The sequence below is a fragment of the Lactobacillus fornicalis genome, from assembly GCF_055362665.1.
Window position 1 is genome coordinate 37717 of record NZ_JBLTIM010000001.1, and the last position, 21563, is coordinate 59279.

The 21563-nt window shown below is 32.9% G+C and carries 19 protein-coding genes; 10 read left to right on the forward strand and 9 right to left on the reverse strand.

Going from position 1 to position 21563, the window contains the following annotated elements:
- Nucleotides 1-12 precede the first annotated feature (12 nt).
- Entirely contained in the window at nt 13-1002 is a 990-nt protein-coding gene (gene galE / locus ACNDLV_RS00165) for a UDP-glucose 4-epimerase GalE (RefSeq protein ID WP_006587506.1), read from the forward strand.
- A gap of 48 nt (nt 1003-1050) precedes the next feature.
- Here galE and ACNDLV_RS00170 read toward each other — a convergent pair whose 3' ends face one another.
- The 9 genes from ACNDLV_RS00170 to ACNDLV_RS00210 form a co-directional block, all read right to left on the reverse strand.
- On the reverse strand, nt 1051-1983 hold the full coding sequence (locus tag ACNDLV_RS00170; protein ID WP_006587507.1) for a serine hydrolase domain-containing protein: 933 nt from the start codon (nt 1981-1983) through the stop codon (nt 1051-1053).
- The gene (dltD, locus tag ACNDLV_RS00175) at nt 1983-3299 is read right to left on the reverse strand and encodes a D-alanyl-lipoteichoic acid biosynthesis protein DltD (protein ID WP_006586007.1); all 1317 of its coding nucleotides are present in this window, start codon (nt 3297-3299) and stop codon (nt 1983-1985) included. The genes ACNDLV_RS00170 and dltD overlap by 1 nt, the downstream gene beginning before the upstream one ends.
- Nucleotides 3292-3531, reverse strand: a complete 240-nt coding sequence (dltC, locus tag ACNDLV_RS00180; protein WP_006587508.1) for a D-alanine--poly(phosphoribitol) ligase subunit DltC — start codon at nt 3529-3531, stop codon at nt 3292-3294. Before dltC ends, dltD begins: the two co-directional genes overlap by 8 nt.
- Nucleotides 3532-3560: 29 nt before the next feature.
- A complete protein-coding gene (gene dltB, locus ACNDLV_RS00185) occupies nt 3561-4790 on the reverse strand; it encodes a D-alanyl-lipoteichoic acid biosynthesis protein DltB (protein WP_006586009.1) in 1230 nt (409 codons plus the stop codon).
- The gene (gene dltA, locus ACNDLV_RS00190) at nt 4787-6295 is read right to left on the reverse strand and encodes a D-alanine--poly(phosphoribitol) ligase subunit DltA (RefSeq protein WP_006586010.1); all 1509 of its coding nucleotides are present in this window, start codon (nt 6293-6295) and stop codon (nt 4787-4789) included. The genes dltB and dltA overlap by 4 nt, the downstream gene beginning before the upstream one ends.
- Before the next feature lie 15 nt (nt 6296-6310).
- Entirely contained in the window at nt 6311-6472 is a 162-nt protein-coding gene (locus tag ACNDLV_RS00195; protein WP_022091354.1) for a teichoic acid D-Ala incorporation-associated protein DltX, read from the reverse strand.
- A gap of 92 nt (nt 6473-6564) precedes the next feature.
- A complete protein-coding gene (locus tag ACNDLV_RS00200) occupies nt 6565-6864 on the reverse strand; it encodes a hypothetical protein (RefSeq protein ID WP_006586012.1) in 300 nt (99 codons plus the stop codon).
- A 28-nt stretch (nt 6865-6892) separates the two neighbouring features.
- Nucleotides 6893-8038 (reverse strand): YncE family protein, encoded by a 1146-nt coding sequence (locus tag ACNDLV_RS00205; protein ID WP_006586013.1) that lies wholly within the window; start codon nt 8036-8038, stop codon nt 6893-6895.
- A 96-nt stretch (nt 8039-8134) separates the two neighbouring features.
- Nucleotides 8135-9757 (reverse strand): malolactic enzyme, encoded by a 1623-nt coding sequence (locus ACNDLV_RS00210; protein ID WP_006586014.1) that lies wholly within the window; start codon nt 9755-9757, stop codon nt 8135-8137.
- Nucleotides 9758-9892: 135 nt separating this feature from the next.
- Here ACNDLV_RS00210 and ACNDLV_RS00215 point away from each other — a divergent pair, with 135 nt between their 5' ends.
- From ACNDLV_RS00215 to ACNDLV_RS00255, 9 genes are all read left to right on the forward strand, one after another.
- Nucleotides 9893-10768, forward strand: coding sequence for a LysR family transcriptional regulator (locus ACNDLV_RS00215; RefSeq protein WP_006586015.1), 876 nt, complete (start codon nt 9893-9895; stop codon nt 10766-10768).
- A 1033-nt stretch (nt 10769-11801) separates the two neighbouring features.
- Nucleotides 11802-12269, forward strand: a complete 468-nt coding sequence (cbpB, locus tag ACNDLV_RS00220; protein WP_006586016.1) for a cyclic-di-AMP-binding protein CbpB — start codon at nt 11802-11804, stop codon at nt 12267-12269.
- Nucleotides 12270-12399: 130 nt separating this feature from the next.
- On the forward strand, nt 12400-14256 hold the full coding sequence (locus tag ACNDLV_RS00225; RefSeq protein ID WP_006587510.1) for a heavy metal translocating P-type ATPase: 1857 nt from the start codon (nt 12400-12402) through the stop codon (nt 14254-14256).
- Nucleotides 14257-14358: 102 nt separating this feature from the next.
- Nucleotides 14359-15516 (forward strand): cation:proton antiporter, encoded by a 1158-nt coding sequence (locus ACNDLV_RS00230; protein ID WP_006586018.1) that lies wholly within the window; start codon nt 14359-14361, stop codon nt 15514-15516.
- 72 nt (nt 15517-15588) lie between these two features.
- A complete protein-coding gene (locus ACNDLV_RS00235) occupies nt 15589-16674 on the forward strand; it encodes a YdcF family protein (protein ID WP_006586019.1) in 1086 nt (361 codons plus the stop codon).
- Nucleotides 16675-16822: 148 nt separating this feature from the next.
- Nucleotides 16823-17761 carry a phosphate/phosphite/phosphonate ABC transporter substrate-binding protein gene (locus ACNDLV_RS00240; protein WP_006587511.1) on the forward strand — a complete coding sequence of 313 codons (939 nt, stop codon included), beginning with the start codon at nt 16823-16825 and terminating at the stop codon, nt 17759-17761.
- A 246-nt stretch (nt 17762-18007) separates the two neighbouring features.
- Nucleotides 18008-18934, forward strand: coding sequence for a phosphate/phosphite/phosphonate ABC transporter substrate-binding protein (phnD, locus tag ACNDLV_RS00245; RefSeq protein ID WP_022091356.1), 927 nt, complete (start codon nt 18008-18010; stop codon nt 18932-18934).
- Between the two features lie 280 nt (nt 18935-19214).
- Nucleotides 19215-20294: a BMP family lipoprotein gene (locus ACNDLV_RS00250; RefSeq protein ID WP_006586022.1), complete on the forward strand. Its 1080-nt coding sequence runs from the start codon at nt 19215-19217 to the stop codon at nt 20292-20294.
- A gap of 59 nt (nt 20295-20353) precedes the next feature.
- On the forward strand, nt 20354-21427 hold the full coding sequence (locus tag ACNDLV_RS00255; protein ID WP_006587513.1) for a BMP family lipoprotein: 1074 nt from the start codon (nt 20354-20356) through the stop codon (nt 21425-21427).
- Nucleotides 21428-21563 lie beyond the last annotated feature (136 nt).

Genomic DNA, 21563 nt, shown 5'->3' on the forward strand with positions numbered 1-21563 from the left:
AGTTTTTTAGTTATGCGCGTTTTAGTAACCGGAGGAGCTGGATATATCGGCTCTCATACTGTCAATGCTTTACTTGAAGATGGAAATGATGTTGTCGTCTTAGATAATTTATATACTGGACACAGACAAGCCGTTAATAAAAAAGCTAAATTTTATCATGGTGATGTATTAGATACTAACCTTGTAACTAATATCTTAATGAATGAAAAAATCGATGCAGTCATCCATTTTGCAGCATATTTATTGGTAGGCGAATCTGTTCAAGAACCGCTTAAATATTACCACAACAATGTATCTGGTATGATTAGCTTACTAAAAGCTATGAAAACTGCAGGTGTCAAAAATTTAGTATTTTCTTCAAGTGCCGCAACGTACGGTGTTCCTAAAGACTTACCTATCAAAGAAACTGCTCCAACTAATCCAATTAATCCATATGGTGAAACAAAATTAATGATGGAAAAGATTATGCGTTGGACAGATCAAGCTGATGGAATTAAGTCTATTGCATTGCGTTACTTCAATGTAGCTGGAGCTAGTTTAGATGCTTCAATTGGTGAAGATCATGCTCCTGAAACTCACTTAGTTCCTAATATTCTTTTAGCTGCTAAGAATGGCACTGGTAATTTTACTATTTTCGGTAATGATTATAATACACCTGATGGCACAAATGTACGTGATTATGTCCATGTTGTAGATTTAGCTCAAGCTCACGTTCTTGCTCTACATTACGTTGTTAAGAACCAAAAGAGTGATATCTTTAATTTAGGTAGTGCAAATGGCTTCTCTAATTTAGAAATCTTACAAAGTGCAATTAAAGTTACTGGCGAAGATATTCCTTATACAATCGGCCCACGTAGAGGCGGAGATCCTGATTCACTTGTAGCCGACTCTACAAAGGCTAGAACAGTTTTAAACTGGCAACCTCAACATGATAATATTGATGATATTATTGCTAGCGCATGGAAGTGGGTTCAAATCCACCCAAATGGCTTTTCAGAATAACTATTAAATAATACCCGTATAAAAAAGGTCTAGGAATTTTCCTAGACCTTATTTTTGTAGAGCAATTATTAATTGATCCATTACACTGCGTAATTCAAAGAAATTACCTCTAGCTCTATTCGTTTGAACTATTATGATAGTTTTTGCGTTATTACTTGTTCTTAGAAAAGTATAGTAACCATTATCTCCACCATTACTTGCTAAATAAGTATTATGGATATAAAAACCACCACTATAACTAGTATTAGCCAGATTATTCATACCATATAGAGCTTTTATACTAGACTTTGATAAATAATTACCAGTTAGAATATATTTAACGCATTTTGATAAATCATAATTATCCATTAGTAACGACCCTGCACCTAATTCACCATGTATTTCATCCAAATCAAGTTTTTGAGTGATATATTTTCCATTTGAACTAAGTTGATGTCCCAAAACAAAATTAATTTTTTTCAAAGTCTTATTATTTGCCCAAGAAAATGCTGTATGTTTCAATTTAAGCTTATTAATAAAACTTTTAGTAATTAGCTTTTCATAGGACGTATTGTATATATTACTTAAAATATTGCTCAAAAACACATAATTCAAAGTTGAATATGAAACTTTTCCCAACATATTTTCATCAAATTTAGTATTTTTTATAGCATATTCTAAATTTTTCTTATCACTGACAAAAGGTTTAGTTCCTAAAGCTTTATCTATAGATAACCCTGATGTCATTTGTAACAAGTTTAAAATAGTTACTTTATTAGCTCCCGGTACAGTAGGATAAAATTTGGCTAAAGTATCATTAAGACTTAGCTTTCCTTCTTGAACAGCTTTCATTATAGCTGCCCCTGTAATAAATTTTTGAACAGAGTTAATTAAATAACTAGTGTCAGTCTTATTTGCGGTTGCATAATTTAAATACGTTTTACCATTTTTAATGACTAAAACTGAACCCTCAAATCCAATATTGGAAAGAGACTGGCGCACTATTTGCTTTTTGACCCCGTTGTAGGTACTACATTTGTGTTAGATGCCTTATTAACTTTAATATTTTCTACTTTAGTTCTGTTTTGCCAACTCTTAGTAAAGAAATAATTATCAATTTTATAATTTACATTTGAATATGACTTTTGCATAAATGGCTTAACAGATTTATCAACAGCAATCCACCCATTCCAACCTAAGTGAATAGTGTCTTGCATAAAGTATTTCTTTCCACCATCTTTAGATAAATCAGTTATATTATTGAATCCTTGCTTAACAAGTTGATACTTAATTTTCTTAACTGACTTTTGATACATCTTATCAGATAAGTGAGTATACTTGGCCCACTTGGCATTAATTGGTGGAATAATGAACAATACATCTGTATGTTCATGCGCAAATTGTTTGAGCATTAATTCAAAATCAGAATACTCAACAGACTTAGTATAATCAAAGTGCTTTTGACTTCCCTTTAATTTCTTCAATTCTTTTTTATTAAGACGCGTTTTGAAGAAAGTATTGTCAATTGCAAACTTATTATTAGTTGTATGCAAGCTACCTTCTGCATTTGCAACTTCAGTCAAACCTTTAATTGTATATTTATCTGGTAAATATTTAGCCTGCATTTTAATCTTATTTACTCGATCAGGTAATTGGAATGTACTAAAGAAGGTATCTTCGTTAACTAAGATTCTTCTTCGCATCTGCAATATTAATCTTTGAGTTTCTGATAATGGTTGTCCCGATGCGACAGTCATCAAAGCATATTTAACTGTTTCACTAGACTTACCACTTGGCATTTGCAAAAGACGACGAGCTGCATATCTTGTAGCCACCGAATCTTTAGCATCTAATAGAAAATCAATTGCTTGTAAATTCGAATAGTATAAACTAAACGCATTTTTATCTTGCCCTTTTTTTGTGAACCATTGTGGTGAAATAATCACAACAGCCTTTTTATTAGTTAATTGTGATTTGATTCCTTGCATTCCATAAAAATGAGCTAAAGACTGGCTCTCTGCACCACCAAGTAAAAATGGAGTATAGCTTCTATTATACTTATATGCCAATACACTAGGGTGGAGTGAGTCCATTCGTGATAATTCACTGGAGCCAAAAAATGGAACATACTTACCTGATAAGGCTTCTTGCTTCATTCTTTGCCCTTTAAAAATACGGTCAGATTGCGAAGTAGCTGCTTCAAAAATACTATTTGCACTATAAGTTCTATCCCAAGGGAAAAGAAATACTGCAATTAATAATAATACCGCACAGATGACAGGGCCAAAGATTTGCCACAGTCTTCTTTTATTAGTCATTTTCTAAACTTTCTACCTTTGCCACAATCTTGTTAGGAGTGTCCCATTCTTCACGGTTAAATTCTGAAACAGGAACTTGAATTCCAGTTTCTTCTTGTAAGTTTAATAACATTTGAACAGTAGCAAGTGAATCTAATAAACCATTGTCAAAAATGTTTTCATCCATTTGGTCACTTAAATCTTCACCAGTTAAATCTTCTAAAATATTTAAAACAACTTCTTTTGCATCCATAATTAAATCCATTCCTTTCTAGGTAACTCCTAATGGTGCATTGGATGGAACCATAAGGTGTCTAAAAATCCTGAGAAAATCAAAAAACTAAAACATACAACATTAAAAGTAATAAATATCGCCAAAGCTTTAGTATATTTGTTACTTGGCAATTGCTTTTTATGCTTACGCTTAAATCTTAGCCAATAATCATTAATAATAATAGCGCAAGCATGGAAAATACCATATACAATATAATACCAAGTTACTCCATGCCAAAAGCCCATAATCAAAAAGTTAATTAAATAGGCTACTTGTGATAAGCGAATACGGTTTTTAAACAGTTTTTTCTTCATAGCAAAGAATGTAAAACGCATGAAGATAAAATCTCTAAACCAAAATGATAAAGTCATATGCCATCTATTCCAAAACTCTTTAATATTTGGTGAACTAAATGGCTTATTAAAGTTCATAGGGGTTCTTATACCCATGAAATATGAAATTGAAACCGCAAATAAAGAATATCCTGCAAAATCAAAGAACAAATACATACTGTAGCAGTACATATATCCTAAAAGCGCCCATGACAAGTGCAATCCACCATTAATTTTTCCATTAATAATGGCAGCCTGAGTAAGTTGTGGTAACCAAAAACTTCCAAATAACCATCCTAAAACGAACTTATACAAAAAGCCTTGGAAAAGATATTTAACAGCTAGTTCCAAGTTATTAAGGTATTCTTCTCTACTTGGTGCTTCGTTGTAATCTTTAACAAATCTTCGATAACGATCAATAGGACCTGAAGAAATTACTGGGAAAAATAGCAAGAAGCGAGCGTACATAACCGGGTCAACTTCTTTTATCGTTCCATCTCGTAATTCCATAATTACTTGAACAGTCTTAAAAGTTAAGTAAGAAATTCCCAAAAAACCTATTGTAATTGGTTCCTTTGATGGAATTACTGGTGCTACCTTAACCATGGTTAATGGAATTATGGCTAAAATAACAAATAAACTAAATATTCCTGTTTTTTTGCCACCATTTTTTACATACTTTTGGAAGCCAAAAGTTACTAAGAATTGATAAATGATATAGCCTAACAAGGTTACCCCTTGTTGCCACTTATCTCCTCCAAAAGTTAATACTAAGAAAGCAATTGAAAAAATCGCTTCATAGACTTTAAAACGCCGGCCAAAATACAAACCAATAATTAACGGTAACAGCAATCCTAACAATAACACAAAATACTGAGGATTACTGTATGGTTGTAAATTTATCAAGCGTTTACCTCCTTAATTACAGCCTTAATGTCAACTTTTCCATTTTGTGAAATTGGCATATCTTCACGATATACAAAACGCTGTGGAATCATATATGGCATCACATTTTTAGCTAAATCTTCACGAATCAATTTAGTGATTTCTGCTTCAGAATACTTATCTTTGACACCATCATTTAATTCGATTTGAGCAATTAATTGTTTTACTTTATGCTCTTTATCATATTTAGGAGCTACAACGCCATAACGCACTAAATCATTTTTGCTTAAATAGAAGTTAATTTCTTCAAGCTCAATTCGATAACCATTAAATTTAATTTGGAAATCAATTCTTCCCCGATAAAAGAGCATATCCCCATCGAAGAAACCTGCATCTCCTGTACGATAACTTGCCTTATCATCTGTCTTAAAGAAAGCTGCTGCTGTTTTTTCTGGATTATGTAAATATCCTTTAGAAACGCTAGGTCCTGAAATTATTAATTCACCTTGACCAGGCTTTTCTCCTTTACTTTCATCAATGGTAATTTCAGTATCTTCCTTTACTTTACCAATTGGTAAACGGTCATACTTACTCAAAATTTCATCATTAATTTCAACTTGCGTTACAGCAACAGTCGCTTCAGTTGGACCATACGTATTAAAAATTTTACTATTAGGGAATTTCTTCCGTAAAGTTTCAGCACACTTGTGCGTCAATTCCTCACCACAGAATAAGAAATGTGTTAGCTCTTTATGATGATCACCATTGAAAGTAGGGTCTAAGAAACACATTTGAGCAAATGATGGAGTTGAAACCCAAACATTAAATTGCATCTTAGGCAAAGTCGTAAACAACTGCCCTAAGTTTTCTGTAACATCATGTGGCAACACCACTAATTTACCAGCACTTACTAAAGCTGGATATAAGCTCATTACTGACAAATCAAATGAATATGGTGCTTGTGCTAAAAAACTAGGATTTTCTGGCAAAGCATAGTCAGATAATTCCCAATTGACAAAACTCAATAAGTTTTTATGACTAATTTGGACTCCCTTAGGTTTACCAGTAGTACCTGAAGTAAAGATAATGTAATAATTTTCATCATCTTTAACAAAGTTATCTTCATTAACTGAAAATTTTCCATTCTCTACTTCCTCTGGTTTCAATACCTGTAAATCTCTCAAATCAATATTAGGTAATTCATCAATTGCAATTACTAATGGAGATTTTGAAACATCTTGAATCATAGTCAAACGTTCTGCATTAGAATAACTAGCAATTGAAATATAAGCATGGCCTGCTTTTACACATCCCAAAAAACAAGCAACCATTTCAAAAGTTTGACCACCCCAAATCATAATTGGAGCTTTGTTTTCAATTCTTAAATTAGTAATTTTATATGCCCAAGCATCTGAGCGTTGCTTCAACTCCCCATAGGTATTAGTCGTACCCAAGTAATCATAAGCAATTCTGTCAGGCTCTTCAATCGCAATTTGATCTATTCTTTTAATAATATTAGTAATCACTGCAAAATCCTCTAACTAAAATTCATTATAAATAAAGTGCACTGAATCAATTCCGCTATATTCGTATAAATAAATCAATGCCAACAAAACTACAAAATAAAAAATAGTTCTCAACACAAAACTAGTTATAGCTTTACCTTTAGATGGCTTCTTTTCTGTTTCTTCTATTTTTTTCATCAGTTCACCCCTAACATTCTGCATATTATATTACAAAAATTTTACAAATTATATCGATATACGCAAGCTTCTTTACAAATATTTAGTATCTGTTACTTTTTTGGAAGTTTTCGCATTGCAAAATAAAGTGGTACTGCAACTAAAACTGATACAAAAACGGCTGCAAATATCATCCATCTTCGCATTCGATTCCTATTATAACAGAGTTCTGTTACATCACTTAGTAACAAAACCAAAGCAAATACCAAAATAATTCCCATCATCCCTAGCAAAAAGAAGCTAGGTTCATAGCCCCATAAATATAATTCCCAGAAAAAAGCTATCGGGAAAAAACACAACCAGCCAGATAATTTAGTTAAAAAAAGTACTTTTTTCTTTACAGTCTTATCCATTTTTTCTTACTTTCTACATTATTAAATTCTAGTAACTAGAAAACAGTGCATTTATATTTAATGATAGTGTTCTATCCATAATCATAATTTGTGAACGAGCATAATTTTTTGATCCTGATTCAAATAAACAAATTAATTGTCCATTTTCAACGGTAATTTGTTCTAAGTATGGCGGTAACTCAATTACTCTTTCGGCATTTTTTTCATCAAGCGAATTTAAAGCAGATACTGGAAAAATATAAAGTTTAGAATTTTGACTACCATATGATTGACTTAAAAATATTTTATCTTGATAAAAAGCTATTCCCTGAATTTGCTTATCCATGCTAGTTGATCCTGTTGCTGTTGACCAAGCAGCAGAACCTGTACTTGCCTTAATCTCATCAGTAGTAATTGACCCTTTAAAATTGCCACTTCTAGCAATTGTATATCCCGAAACTGTTCCCTTTTCATACATATTGAAAAAGCCAACAAATAATTGATTATCAAAATAAGTAACTGTTGAAGCACGTGATATACCAGGTAAGGCCATTTGGTTATTATACTTAACTGGTCTTTTTCCTTTATTGTTCTTTAATTCCTTTAATGAAAAAGAGGCCAAAGCAGATTCTCCATCAAGTGAACTTGTTACCCAAATATTTTTAGCAACTGGGTCATAAGCTATTCCACCCAAATGCGGTCTGCCTTTTATTTGCAAAGTTTTGATATATTTACCTGTTTGTTTATTTAATACCCAAATTACAGAATTATGCTTATGCAAGCCATCATAAGCTGAAATCAACATATATTTATCTGCAAAAGCTATCCCTTGAGGCGTCATATTAGTAGCTAAATCCATTTTCTTCTTTGAAAAATCATAAGCTTTTGTAGAAACCAAACCAGGAATAGCTATATTTCTTCCTACATATGTCAAAGCAGGCGTATCAAATGAAAGAGTATAAATCCATGGATATTTTTTGGATAATTTTTTCTCAAATTCTTTTTCTTTATACCAAGCTGCACTAATACTTGTACCATCTTTAGCTTTCTTTAACGTTGGTCTTTTAGCTAATAACGTTTCATAAGTTTTATAACGTTCATATCTTTGATATAAGTAATAAGCTCCATAAAAACTTCCCAACAATATCAGGCACAAAAAGAATATACGAAAAACTTTTTTGAGCCATTTTAGCATCCCTTTCACATCCTTTAAACTAATCCTCCCTATTATACCTAATTATAAAAAAAAGATTCTCGCATAAAAACGAGAATCTTTAATCCTTTTTATGTATTAATATTTTGCTTCCCATTTAATTGCTTCAATTGCCTTTTCAGCATCAGTAATATCTGGATCAGCTAAACCTTGATCAATTGCTGATTGAGCAACTGCTTTAGCAACAGTTTTAGTAAATTCATGAATCTTACTTACAGGTGGTAATACCGCTGCTCCTGGCTTTGTTGTATCAACAATTCCGCCTAATGAGTGAGCAGCTGCAGAAATCATTTGATCGTTTACTAACCGAGCTTTTGAAGCCAAAACTCCTAATCCTACACCTGGGTAAATCAATGCATTATTAGCTTGTCCAATTGCATAACTTACACCCTTATATTCAACATCCTCTACGGGAATTCCAGTTGCAATTAAAGCTTTCCCATCCGTCCATTCAAGCAAATCTTTTGGCATTGCTTCAATTAATCTTGTTGGATTGGAGATTGGGAAAATAATTGGACGCTCAGTATGGGCAGCCATTTCACGAATAGCTCCTTCAGTAAATGCTCCTGGTGTAGTTGAAGTCCCAATCATAACAGTAGGATGAACTGCTTTAATAACTGCTTCTAAGTTAGTCAATTCTTCGCTATTGTCAAATTCGTCACGTGAGCGCGTAAATGGTTTTTGTTCAGGAGTTAATCCTTCAGTATCGTCAAACAATAAACCTTGTTTATCAACCAAGTAGAAGTGCTTTTTAGCTTCTTCTTCACTTAACCCTTGTAATTGCAGTTCTTTACAGAGCAAGTTAGCAATACCCATGCCCGCAGTTCCTGCACCAAAAGTTAAGAATCTTTGATCAGTAATCTTTTGACCTGAAATTTCTAATGCACCCAGTACTCCAGCAAGTGATACAATCCCAGTTCCTTGAACATCATCATTAAAGACTGGAATTTCATTACGATACTTATTTAAAATTTTAGTCGCATTGTCACGACCGAAATCTTCAAAGTGAATATATACATCTGGGAAAAGCTTGCGTGCACTTGCAACAAACTTATCAACCATATCATAGTATTCCTTACCAGTTACACGTGGCTTCTTTAAACCTAAATATAATGGATCATGGATAAGTTCTTGGTTATTAGTTCCTACATCAAGTGATACTGGTAAAACTTGGCTTGGATTAATTCCAGCTGCTGCAGTATAAATCATCAACTTACCAACTGAAATATTAACCCCATTTACGCCCCAGTCACCAATACCTAAAATACCTTCTGCATCTGTAACAACAATTAAACGAATATCACGACCATCGGCTGCATTTTTCAAGCTTTCTTCAATATCTTCAGGATGTTCAATTGAAAGAAAAGCCGCTTCCTGTGGTAACATGAAAATTTCACTGTATTGTTCAATCGCTGGTGCAATAACTGGATCATAAACAATAGGAAGTAATTCTTCAATGTGATGGCTTAATACGTAGTAAAATAAAGTACGGTTAGTATTAAAAACTTCCATCAAGAACTTACGCTTTTGCATACCATCTGGTCTAATTTTGTATTGGTCATATACTCTTTTTGCTTGTTGTTCAATTGTTTGAACAGAGCCAGGTAAGGTACCAATTAAGCCTAACTTTCTACGTTCTTCTTCAGTAAAAGCAGTTCCTTTGTTCTTAAATGGGTTATGAATAATGTCCATTGTTTTCATAAATACTCCGCCCTTTCTTAATACGATTATAAGATCTTGTCTTATTTATTTTGTTTACAAGCAAAGTGTATTATCTTTAACAATTTATTGTCAACAAAAGCGCATATGATAAATTTTATTTATATGAGGTGAACTATGAACTTACAAGATTTAAAATATTTTCATGAATTAGTAAATCAAAAAAGCTATACCAAAACTGCTGATAGTTTCGGAGTAACACAGCCTACTATTACCGCAGCAATCAAACGACTTGAAACAGAATTTGGAACAACTTTTTTCATTAGAGATCAATCACATAAGAGCGTAAACGTTACAAATATAGGAATGCAATTTGATGAACATGTAAAAAAGATTCTCAAAGAAATTGAAGTAGCTCAAACTGAAATAAATCAGCATCTAAGTGAAGATATTTTATTTGGTTTACCTCCTATAATAGGTGATGAATATTTTCCAAAAATTGCTGGTAAATTATTAAAAGCTAATATTTTAAAACATTTAAATGTTCAAGAACATGGTTCTCATGAATTAAAGCAAATGCTCTTAGATGGTCAAATTAATATTGCTTTGTTAGGTACTATGCAAGTTGCCAATAATCCTGATTTAAAATTAACCGTCTTAAAAAAGTTTCCAATGGAAATAATCGTAAATAAAAATCATCCACTCGCTAAAAAGAAAGGTATCTTTTTTAAAGACTTAGAGAACGAAAACTTTATAGATTTAACTAATGACTTTATCCATAGTGCAGCTTTAAAACAATTAAAAGAAGCTAATCAAATTAATATTAAAACCATTTATAACAGTCCAGACGTAACCATCGTAAAATCTTTAATTGAGCAAGGATTAGGTATTTCTTTGTTAACTTCACTATCTATCGAAAATAATTCTAACTTAGTAGCCCTACCTTTATTAGATAAAAATCAACCTGAATTCATCTTAGTTGCTGCTGCCCGTAAAAATTATCTTTTTAAGACACAAGAGCAAAAATTATGGGATATTCTGGAAAAATCATAATTTCATACTAGATCTTTTACATTTTTACTTATTTTTCATCACAAATTATTCACAATCATTCTCTAATATATGAACCATAGCAAGAGGAAATAACCTCGAAGCTATAACACCCCAACTTTTTTCATTCATTCTCCTCCAAAGTAATGAAAATCAACTTTAATCTATTTCCCCTAATAGATTTTTTACTAATTAATATACATTTCTTATAAAAAAGCTCGTATCCCCCAATACGAGCTTTTTCACTGTTTCAGCAAATTTTACAAAACTATGCTAAATTCATCAAAAAATATTCACAATCATTCTCTAATATATGAACCATAGCAAGAGGAAATAACCCTCAAAGCTATAACACCCCAACTTTTTTTCATTCATTCTCCTCCAAAGTAATGAAAATCAACTTTAATCTATTTCCCCTAATAGATTACATATAACCTTTGAAGCGTTGCAAACATGCAATGCTTTTTGCTGTAAAAATAAGTTATATCATCATATTTTAGATATAATTAATTTACATTTTTTCAGATTTTAAATCATAATTTCTTCACAAATATCTTCTAATATATAAACCATAGCAAGAGGAAATAACCTCGAAGCTATAACACCCCAACTTTTTTCATTCATTCTCCTCCAAAGTAATGAAAATCAACTTTAATCTATTTCCCCAAATAGATATTTCATATATATTCCTCAATTACCCCGCCTATCAAGGTGGGGTTTCTTCGTATATCAATAACTATGTACTTTAAAGATTATAAAACTTTTCTTTAGCTTTTCTTAAATAATTCAGCAAAATTTATTCACAATTACTCTATAATATATAAACCATAGCAAGCAGGTAGACTTGCTATACTCCCACTTTTTATTTCATTCATTCTTACTCCTCCAAAGTAGATTGAAACCCTATAAGGTCCGCCTTCCCAGCGGGCCTTTTTTCTATGCATTAGACATATAAATCAATACTTTGGTACTATTAATTACATTACTTTTCAAGTATTATATAAGAAAGCGTTTTAATAATTATAGAGGAGTTATTATGTTCTCACCAACAATTCAACACTTAATTGAGCAAAAATCTGGTGCTTTTTTAATTCCTGCTTCAAAAATTGCTTTTGTTCAAGAAGATGCACCCTTATATCATGCTTTTTTAATTCTAACCAAAGTTAAATATGCTAAAATTCCTGTTTTAAATCATAAGCAACAGGTAGTCGGATTACTTTCCTTGTCTATGATCACAGAAAAAATGTTAACTGATTCAGATATTTCTATTGAACCATTATCTTATATGAAAGTTAGCGAAGTTATGCAAACAAAATTTACAACAATTAATTTTGTTAATACGACTATGGAAGCCCAGCTTCATTTACTTATTAATAATCCCTTTATTCCAGTTGTAAATGATTCGGGAGTTTTTCAAGGACTTTTAACTAGACGTGAATGGATTAAAGCCTTTAATTATATAAGTCATGAATTAGATCAAAAATACAATATCACAGAAAAGTAGTCTATCCTGGCTACTTTTTTATTTTATAATGATTACAATTTGCAATTTATAATCATTATAGTTTACAGAATAGCAATTGGGTGTTACATTTTAGACAAGATATGATTGTAAGCGAAATCGGGGGTTATTTATGAAACATCAATGGAAATTAATCGTTGCTTTAATTCTTGGCTTTATTGGTGCAATTTTAGATTTTGTTATGCATATGCCACACCTCACAGCCACCATTATTGATATTGCAGCATTATTAATGGCTTTGTCTATGCTTAAAGAAATGATTATGGACTTAAAAGCTGGACACTGGGGAGTTGACATATTAGCAATTATTGCAGTTATCAGTACTGTTGCTGTCAATGAATTTTGGGCTGCTTGGATGATTTTAGTCATGTTAACAGGTGGTGAATCTCTGGAAGATTATGCAACTAGTCAGGCTGACAAAGAATTGCGTAGCCTTCTTTCTAACAATCCTCGTTTAGCCAATAAAGTAGTTGATGGCGTTGTTAGCGAGGTTAAAGTTGATGATTTAAAAATTGGTGACCATGTTTTAGTTAAACCCGGTAGCCAAGTTCCTGTTGATGGTATTATTCTTACTGGAAGTTCAAGTTTTGACGAATCATCTTTAACAGGAGAATCTGTTCCTGTTGAAAAAGGAATAGATGATACCATAATGTCAGGTTCAATTAATGGTGATTCCGCTATAACAATGCAAGTGACTAAGCTAGCTAAGGATTCAGAATACCAAACAATCGTTGCTTTAGTGCAGTCATCTGAAGCGGCCCCTGCTAAATTTGTTAAAATGGCGGACCGTTATGCTGTTCCTTTTACTATTATTTCTTTAATTATTGGTATTTCAGCTTGGATTAGTTCTGGTGACCCTACTCGCTTTGCTCAAGTAATGGTTGTTGCTTCCCCTTGTCCTTTATTAATTGCTGCTCCTGTAGCACTAGTATCAGGTATGAGTTCAATGTCTAAAAATCATATCATAGTAAAGAGTGGGACTGTCCTTGAAAAGCTTTCACGTGCTAAAACATTCGCCTTCGATAAAACGGGGACTTTAACAAGAAACCAACTAGTTATTGATCAAATTGTTCCTGAAAAAGGCTTTAATAAAGAGGAATTGCAAATTTTTGCTGCAAGTGTGGAGCAAGCTTCTAGTCATATCATTGCTACAAGTTTAGTTAAAGCTACACCAAAAGCAGAATTACATTCTGTAACAGATTTAGAAGAAGTTACAGGTCAAGGTGTCCGCGGAAAAGTAGCAGATAAAATTGTCTGTGTAGGTAAGTTATCATTTGTAGCTCCAGATAAAAATTTAAAAAATATCAATTCAACTGCAATTTATATTTCTATTGATAATAAATTTGGCGGCTATATTACATTTGCAGATCAAATCAGACCTGAAACACCTGATACAATTTCTTCTTTAAGAGCTCAAGGCGCTCAGCATATTATGATGTTAACGGGTGATAATTCTGAAGTTGCTCAAAAAGTAGCTGCAGTTGCAGGCGTTGATGACGTTCGTTCTTCACTTTTACCAGCTGAAAAAATTGCTGCTGTAAAAGGTATCAAATCTGAAAATCGACCAGTTGTTATGACTGGTGATGGGGTAAATGATGCGCCTAGTCTAATGGCTGCGGATGTCGGTATTGCTATGGGAGCTAAAGGAGCAACCGCTGCTAGTGAAAGTGCTGATGCCGTAATTATGGTTAATGATTTATCAAAAGTTAGTGATGCTGTAGCTATTGCAAAACATACTATGAAAGTAGCTAACATTGATGTTTTAACTGCAATTAGTATTGTTATCTTAATTGAAATTGTCGCTTTTACAGGTATTATTCCAGCAATGGCTGGGGCTATTCTACAAGAAGTTGTCGATTTAATTACTATTTGTCTGGCTCTTTTAGCAAAAACCACCCCTAAAATTATGCGTAATAAAAAGACCACTAATTTGCAAAAAAAGACAGAACTGCGTAAAATGTTTAGCTAGTTAAATAAGTTTTAGTGGTTGGAGTTTAAAAGCTTTCAAGGGGCTTCTTGACCCAAAGAAGCCCCTTGAAAGCTTTTTTCTTTACCATAGAAAGGTTAATATATGCATTTTATTGGTGAATTAATTTTAATCCTATTAATTACAACCTTGTTAGGTCAACTGTTTACGCGGCTTAATTTACCAGCAGTCATTGGACAATTATTGTCAGGGATCTTATTAGGACCTGCAATTTTAGGATTAATTAAAACAAGTAGTACAATTACTTTGTTTTCTGAATTAGGTGTTATATTTTTAATGTTTTTAGCTGGATTAGAGAGCGACTTAGAGTTATTAAAAAAATATTTTAAACTTAGTTTTTCTGTTGCTTTCATTGGTGTTATCTTACCAGTTATCTTCATGACAATTGCTAGCCAATTATTTGGTATGAAATTTTTAGAAGCCTTGTTTATCGGAATAGTATTTGCTGCAACCAGTGTTTCTATTTCAGTTGAAGTATTGCATGATGCTAATCAACTCCATACTAAGGCTGGTACTGCTATTTTAGGAGCAGCCGTTGTTGACGATATTTTGGCAGTTGTCGTTTTAAGCTTATTTACTTCTTTCTCGCACGAAGGAGGTAACAGCGGATTAACTAACAATTTGGTTCTTAATCTGATAATCGAAGTGATTTATTTTGTAATTGTATGGCTTATTTTTAAATTTATTGCTCCATATTTCATGAAATATGCAGAACGAATCGAAGTTAATTATTCCGTAGTCATCGCCTCACTAATCCTAGCTCTTGGATTAGCTTGGGCAGCCGATTTTACTGGTCTCAGCGCAGTAGTAGGAGCTTTTTTTGGTGGCTTAGCAATTCGACAAACGCCACAATATAAAGAAGTCAATTCAGCAGTTAGTGCGATTGGATATTCTGTATTCATTCCTGTATTTTTTGCAGATATTGGACTTTCAATGACTTTTTCAAGTTTCACACAAGATTTAATCTTTATTATAGTAATGACTGTTTTAGCACTATTATCTAAGTTTTGGGCTGGAAAATATACCTGCGAATTATTCGGATTTAATAAAATTGATGCCAATATAGTAGGCGCAGGTATGATTTCACGTGGGGAAGTAGCTTTGATTGTAGCTCAAATCGGCATTGCACATCATCTTTTCCCTGAAGATATTTACTCAAGCTTAATCTTAGTGATAATCGTTACTACTGTTTTATCACCATTTATCTTAAACAATTATTTAAAACAAAAAGCAACTGTTTAGTTGCTTTTTTCATACACTTTTATTCATTTTCTGCTATCTTAATCTTAATAAGATATATAGGAGAAAATTTATATGTCTATCGTAGATCAATTAGTAGACAAGCTTAATAATAACCCCGCCTTCGTTTTTACTTCCGTTATTTTAGTTATTATATCTACTCTTTTTCTTTATTTATGGATTAAAGAACCTCGGAGATTAATTACTGGCAATATTTTTGCATTAGTTGTCTTAATTTCGGGCTTTTGGTTAAGTATTTTAATTTTTAAGCTAACTCCTCCAGCTATTCATTATCTTTGGTCATTAGCATTTGTAGCTGGTATTTTATTAGTCTTATTATTATCATCATTTGCCTGGTTATTCTTACTATGGAATGCGTATTTTGTCTGGAAATACGAAAGTCACACCTTACCTAACATGTTAACGCTATTTTTAGGTTTTGCATTAATAGGTCTATGGATTTATCAAAAATTCACGCATTGGCTTCATCTTCCACCTTACCTAGCCCCTATTTTAGGATTAGCACCAACTATTGCAACTTATTTAACAATTGTAATGTTGAGCTTTATTATTAATGTTTTTCTATATCAATTTTATCCTAAAAACCATCGTGAAAATTATCTCATTGTATTAGGGGCTGGACTGATTAATGGTACTAAAATTTCAACTTTGCTAGCAAATAGAATTAATACAGCTATTAAATATGCTAAAAAAGTTAAAAAGAAAACGGGAAATTGGCCAAAAATAATAATGTCTGGTGGACAAGGTCCTGATGAAGAATTGCCAGAAGCTGCTGCAATGGCTGAATACGCAATTAAAGCAGGCATTCCCCGGGAAATAATTATCTTAGAAAACCAATCTACAACAACCTTAGAAAACATGACCTTTTCTAAAAAAATAATTGAAAAAGACACTAAAAACAAACCATACACATGCAAATTTTTTAGTAATAATTACCATATTTTTAGAGCTGCTCTCTTAGCAAAGAAAGCAAAATTAAATGCCAATGGTGTTGGAGCTCCAACTCGGTTATACTACTTACCCAATGCATTATTACGTGAGTTTGCAGGCATCTTTGTTTTAAATAAAAAGCGCCACATAATAACCATCAGTCTTATAACCTTGATTGGCATATTAAGTGTACTTTTTAAATTGTTTTAGCTCTTATAATGTTCGTATTTAGTTAAATAAATTGTCATTTTTTAAATAAATTTACAAAATAGTTTGTTTTTTGGTTGACGAACTATTTTTTTCTTGGTAAAACTAATACATAAGCTCAAAAAGCATTTGAGTGAAGTTGGAGGTAAATATGAAGTTTAAGAAGATTGTTGTTGGGGCATTGGCTCTTCTTACAGCTGCTGTAGCTACTGCTTGTTCAAGTAATAATAGTTCAAAGGGTAGCTCAAGTACTGGTTATACACCAAAGAAAGTACTTAATGTTCAATTTGTACCTAGTTCACAAGCTAGCACTTTGGAAGCTAAGGCTAAGCCACTTGAAAGTTTGCTCAAGAAGGAATTAGGTATTCCCGTTAAAGTTACTGTTTCTACAAGTAATAACGCCTTAGTAGAAGCTATGAGTTCACACCAAGTTGATGTTGGTTTCTTACCCCCTGATGCATATGTACTTGCACATAAACGTAAGATTGCTGATGTTTTATTACAAGCTGAACGTTATGGCTATGATGAACCATCTGGTAAGATGAACAAAACTTTGATGGACAAGTATCGTGCTATGATTGTCGTAAAGAAAGGTTCTAAGATTAAATCTTGGAAAGACCTTAAGGGCAAGAAGATTGCTGTTCAAGAATCATCTTCAACTTCTGGCTATGTATATCCAGTTGCTGAACTTTACAAAAAGGGATTAAACGTAGTTAAAGACTCAACTTTGACACAAGTTCAAGGTCATGACCAAGCCGTTTTAGCAGTATATAACGGTGATGTTGATGCTGCATTCGTTTTTGCTGACGCAAGAAACATCGCTGCCAAAGATACTCCTCAAGTCATGAAAGATGTAGTTCCTATCTACTTTACCAAGTGGATTCCGAACGATACCATTTCAGTTCGTTCTGATATGTCACAAGCTTACCGTACAAAGCTTAAAAAGGCTTTCAAGAACTTAATGAAGACTGAAAAAGGTAAAAAGATTATGTCAAGCATCTACTCACACATGGGTTATAAAGATTCAAAAGATTCTAACTTTGACGTAATTCGTGACTATGAAAAAACTATTGAAAAAGTTACTAAGTAATAATTAAAAATCCGATTCGTATACATAATTTGTCTCTAAAGCTATCGAGAAATCGATGGCTTTTTTGTTATTTTATTTTTTTATTTTTCAAACCGCCCAAATCAGTTAATAACTCTAGGCTCTTTAGTACCAAGCCAATTTTTAAAAGGCTTATTTATCAGTATTTTGAGCTTGGCTACTATTTTGACAATCTCTTTTTCTCCTGCTAATGTTTTGAACGTTACATTTTTATTGGAGGATGAAAAAATGAATTTAAAAAAAGCAGTTATTGCTCTAGTTACTATATCAATTGCAGGATTAATGTGCGCATGCTCTACCAGTAAAAGTAATAATGCCACTAATTACACTCCTAAGGAATTAAATGTCCAATTTGTTCCCAGTGTCCAGGGTAGCAAACTACAAGATCGAGTTAAGCCACTTGAAAAATTGCTAAAAAAGCAGCTCGACATTCCTGTTCACGTATCCGTATCAACCAGCAATACTGCATTGGTTGAAGCAATGTCTTCTAAAAAAGTAGACGTCGGTTTTATCGGTGGAGATACTTATGTATTAGCACATAAAAAGAAAGCGGCAGACGTCTTACTAAGGGCTATGAATGAAGGCTATGATGAACCATCTGGTAAGCCAAATAACAAGAAAATGAGTCATTATCGCTCAATGATTGTTGTTAAAAAAGGTTCTAAAATTAAAACTTGGAAAGATTTAAAGGGTAAAAAGATTGCCGTTCAATCTCCATCTTCTACTTCAGGTTATGTTGCACCTATTGGAGAACTTTACGAAAAGGGGTTAAGTATTCCCAAGCAAACACGCATGGTTCAAATTCAAGGACATGATCAAGCCATATTATCTGTTTACAACGGTGACGTTGACGCCGCTTGCGTCTTCGCTGATGCAAGAAATATTGCTGCCAAAGATGAGCCAAAAGTAATGACAGATACTAAGCCAATCTATTTCACTAAATGGTTACCCAATGACACAATCTCAGTTCGTTCTGATATGTCAAAAACTTTCAGAAAAAAGCTAAGTGCAGCTTTTAAAAATATTATTAAAACCAAAGAAGGTAAAAATGTTTTATACAACATCTATAACCATTTAGGCTATGTTAATGCAAAAGATAGTGACTTTGATATTGTTAGAAAATATCAAAAGGACGCTAATAAAGCTAGTGAATAAGCCCGCAAAGCAGATACATTTTATAGTGTATCCGCTTTTTATTTTTCTATATGTTGTGCTTTTCCACTTTTCAACATTTTTATCCACAAGATATTGTGTTATTTTTGAAAAAAATCTATATATCGTGTCTGATCCTTACAGACTCAAAGCTTAGCGAGATTTATCACATTTTATAAACGTTGATATATCAAGCTTTTAGCGAATTTAGCTTACTTTGACAGCTAATCAAAAGACTGTTAATGTTGATTGACGTTAAGAAAATTATTTGGGGAGAATGTAGATGCAATTGAAAATTAAAAAAGTTTTATCAATAAGTATCCTTCTATCAGCAGTTGGCTTGAGTATGGCAGCTTGTTCAAACAAATCTTCAAGCAGCAATGCTAAAAATGCTGATCACAGTATTGCTTTAGTCACTAACAACACTGGGGTTGATGATCATTCATTTAACCAATCAGCTTGGGAAGGTCTTAAACGTTATGGTAAGGCTCACGACCTACTCAAAGGAAATGGCGGTTACAACTACTTTGAATCAAGTTCAGCTAGTGACCACATTCCAAACATCGAACAAGCTATTAACGCTAAATATAAAACCATTGTTGGAGTTGGTTATGAATTAGGTGATGCTATTAACACCGAATCCAAAAAGCATCCTAAAAACAACTTCATCATGATTGATAATGTTATCAATCGTAAAAATGTTGCTTCTGCCACATTTAAATCTAATGATGCATCATACTTAGCAGGATATGCAGCTGCATACACCACTAAAACAAATGTTGTTGGTTTTGTTGGTGGTGCACACGGAGTAATCCTTAACTTATTTGATGCCGGTTTTGCAAAAGGTGTTGCTGATGCAGCAAAAGAACAAAATAAAAAGATCAAAATCATCAATGCTTATGTTGGGGACTTTTCAAGTGTAGATAAAGCTAAGGCTATCGCTAAAGCTATGTACGCTAATAAAGCAGATGTTATTTATCAAGTAGCTGCTACTGCCGGTGAAGGTGTTTTCCAAGAAGCTAAAGACATCAATACTAAAAAAGCAGCTAATGATAAAGTATGGGTTATCGGTGTTGACTCAGATCAATCAAGTCTTGGTGTATATAAAGATAAAGATGGTAAAAAATCTAACTTCACTCTTACAAGTACAATTAAAGGTATTGGTAAGGCTGTAGAAGACATCGCCAACAAGGCTTATGACGGCGAATTTCCTGGAGGTAAGCACTTTGTTTATGGCTTAAAAGGTAACGGTACTTATGTAGTAAAGGGCAATATGAGTGATTCTGCATGGGCTGCTGTTAACAAGGCTAAGCAAAATGTTATTGATGGTAAGGTTAAAGTTCCTACTACACCTTCTAACTAAGTAAACAAATTTAATAAACGAACAATAAACAATATATAAATAAGGAGATTGGATTTTTAATGAATTTGAAAAAAGTTGCTATTTTGGGTGTTGCTACTCTTTCAGCAGTTGCAATGACTGCATGCTCAAACAAAACTACTACTAATTCTAATGGTAAAAAGAACAAAGGAACTGTTGCATTAGTTACTGATGGTCATGGTGTTGATGATCACTCATTCCAACAATCTGCATGGACTGGTATTTTATCATACAGTAAAGAACATAATTTAAAACGCGGAACAAACGGCTATCAATATTTTGTTACTGGTTCAGCTGCTAATTACGAAACAAGTCTTCAAGAAGCCTCAAAAAACTATGACTTAGTGTTTGGCGTTGGTTATGAATTAAAAGACGCTGTATCATCTATCGCTAAAAAGAATCCTAATAAAAAGTTTGCTATTATTGATGAAACCATTAAGGGACAAAAGAATGTTGTTTCTGCAAACTTCTTATCAAATCAAGCATCTTATTTAGCTGGTGTAGCTGCTGCATACGAAACTAAGACTAATGTAGTTGGTTTTATTGGTGGTGCACATGGTGATATTGTTGACTTATTTGATGCTGGTTTTACCAAAGGCGTTAACGATACTGCTAAAAAATTAGGTAAAAAGATTACTATTTTAAACCAATACATTGGTGACTTCAATTCTAGCGATAAAGCTAAAGCTATTGCTCAAACTATGTATGCTAAAAAAGCAGATATCGTAATGCACGCTGCAGGTGGTGCAGGCGATGGATTATTTGAAGAAGCTAAAGCTATTAACCAAACTAGAAAAGCTAGTGATAAAGTATGGGCTATTGGTGTTGACACTGACCAATCTAACTTAGGTAACTACAAGTCAAAAGATGGTAAGAAGTCTAACTTTGTATTAACTTCTGTTATTACTGGTGTTAATGTTGCTGTTAAGGATATTGCAGACCGTACATACGAAGGCAAATTCCCAAGTGGCAAAGATTTAATTTACGGTTTAGATACTAATGGTGTTTCAATCACTAAGGGTCAAATTTCAAGCAAGGCTTGGAAGGCTTCAAGAACTGCTAGAACTGCTATCATTGATGGTAAAATTTCAGTTCCTAAGCACCCAAGCAAATAATCTCATAACTCACTCATCTATATTTTCTATACAACATTCGATTTAACAAAAAGGGCTTTTTAGCCCTTTTTGTTTTTATATAATTCGTATTTAGTTAATATATTGGACCGTTCCAAATTTAAAAGTTCTATACTCT

Coding starts and splice junctions, on each gene's coding strand:
- galE (WP_006587506.1), top strand. CDS start 13: ATGCGCGTTTTAGTAACCGGAGGAGCTGGATATATCGGCTCTCATACT.
- dltD (WP_006586007.1), bottom strand. CDS start 3,299: ATGACTAATAAAAGAAGACTGTGGCAAATCTTTGGCCCTGTCATCTGT.
- dltC (WP_006587508.1), bottom strand. CDS start 3,531: ATGGATGCAAAAGAAGTTGTTTTAAATATTTTAGAAGATTTAACTGGT.
- ACNDLV_RS00195 (WP_022091354.1), bottom strand. CDS start 6,472: ATGAAAAAAATAGAAGAAACAGAAAAGAAGCCATCTAAAGGTAAAGCT.
- ACNDLV_RS00200 (WP_006586012.1), bottom strand. CDS start 6,864: ATGGATAAGACTGTAAAGAAAAAAGTACTTTTTTTAACTAAATTATCT.
- ACNDLV_RS00205 (WP_006586013.1), bottom strand. CDS start 8,038: ATGCTAAAATGGCTCAAAAAAGTTTTTCGTATATTCTTTTTGTGCCTG.
- ACNDLV_RS00210 (WP_006586014.1), bottom strand. CDS start 9,757: ATGAAAACAATGGACATTATTCATAACCCATTTAAGAACAAAGGAACT.
- ACNDLV_RS00215 (WP_006586015.1), top strand. CDS start 9,893: ATGAACTTACAAGATTTAAAATATTTTCATGAATTAGTAAATCAAAAA.
- cbpB (WP_006586016.1), top strand. CDS start 11,802: ATGTTCTCACCAACAATTCAACACTTAATTGAGCAAAAATCTGGTGCT.
- ACNDLV_RS00225 (WP_006587510.1), top strand. CDS start 12,400: ATGAAACATCAATGGAAATTAATCGTTGCTTTAATTCTTGGCTTTATT.
- ACNDLV_RS00230 (WP_006586018.1), top strand. CDS start 14,359: ATGCATTTTATTGGTGAATTAATTTTAATCCTATTAATTACAACCTTG.
- ACNDLV_RS00235 (WP_006586019.1), top strand. CDS start 15,589: ATGTCTATCGTAGATCAATTAGTAGACAAGCTTAATAATAACCCCGCC.
- ACNDLV_RS00240 (WP_006587511.1), top strand. CDS start 16,823: ATGAAGTTTAAGAAGATTGTTGTTGGGGCATTGGCTCTTCTTACAGCT.
- phnD (WP_022091356.1), top strand. CDS start 18,008: ATGAATTTAAAAAAAGCAGTTATTGCTCTAGTTACTATATCAATTGCA.
- ACNDLV_RS00250 (WP_006586022.1), top strand. CDS start 19,215: ATGCAATTGAAAATTAAAAAAGTTTTATCAATAAGTATCCTTCTATCA.
- ACNDLV_RS00255 (WP_006587513.1), top strand. CDS start 20,354: ATGAATTTGAAAAAAGTTGCTATTTTGGGTGTTGCTACTCTTTCAGCA.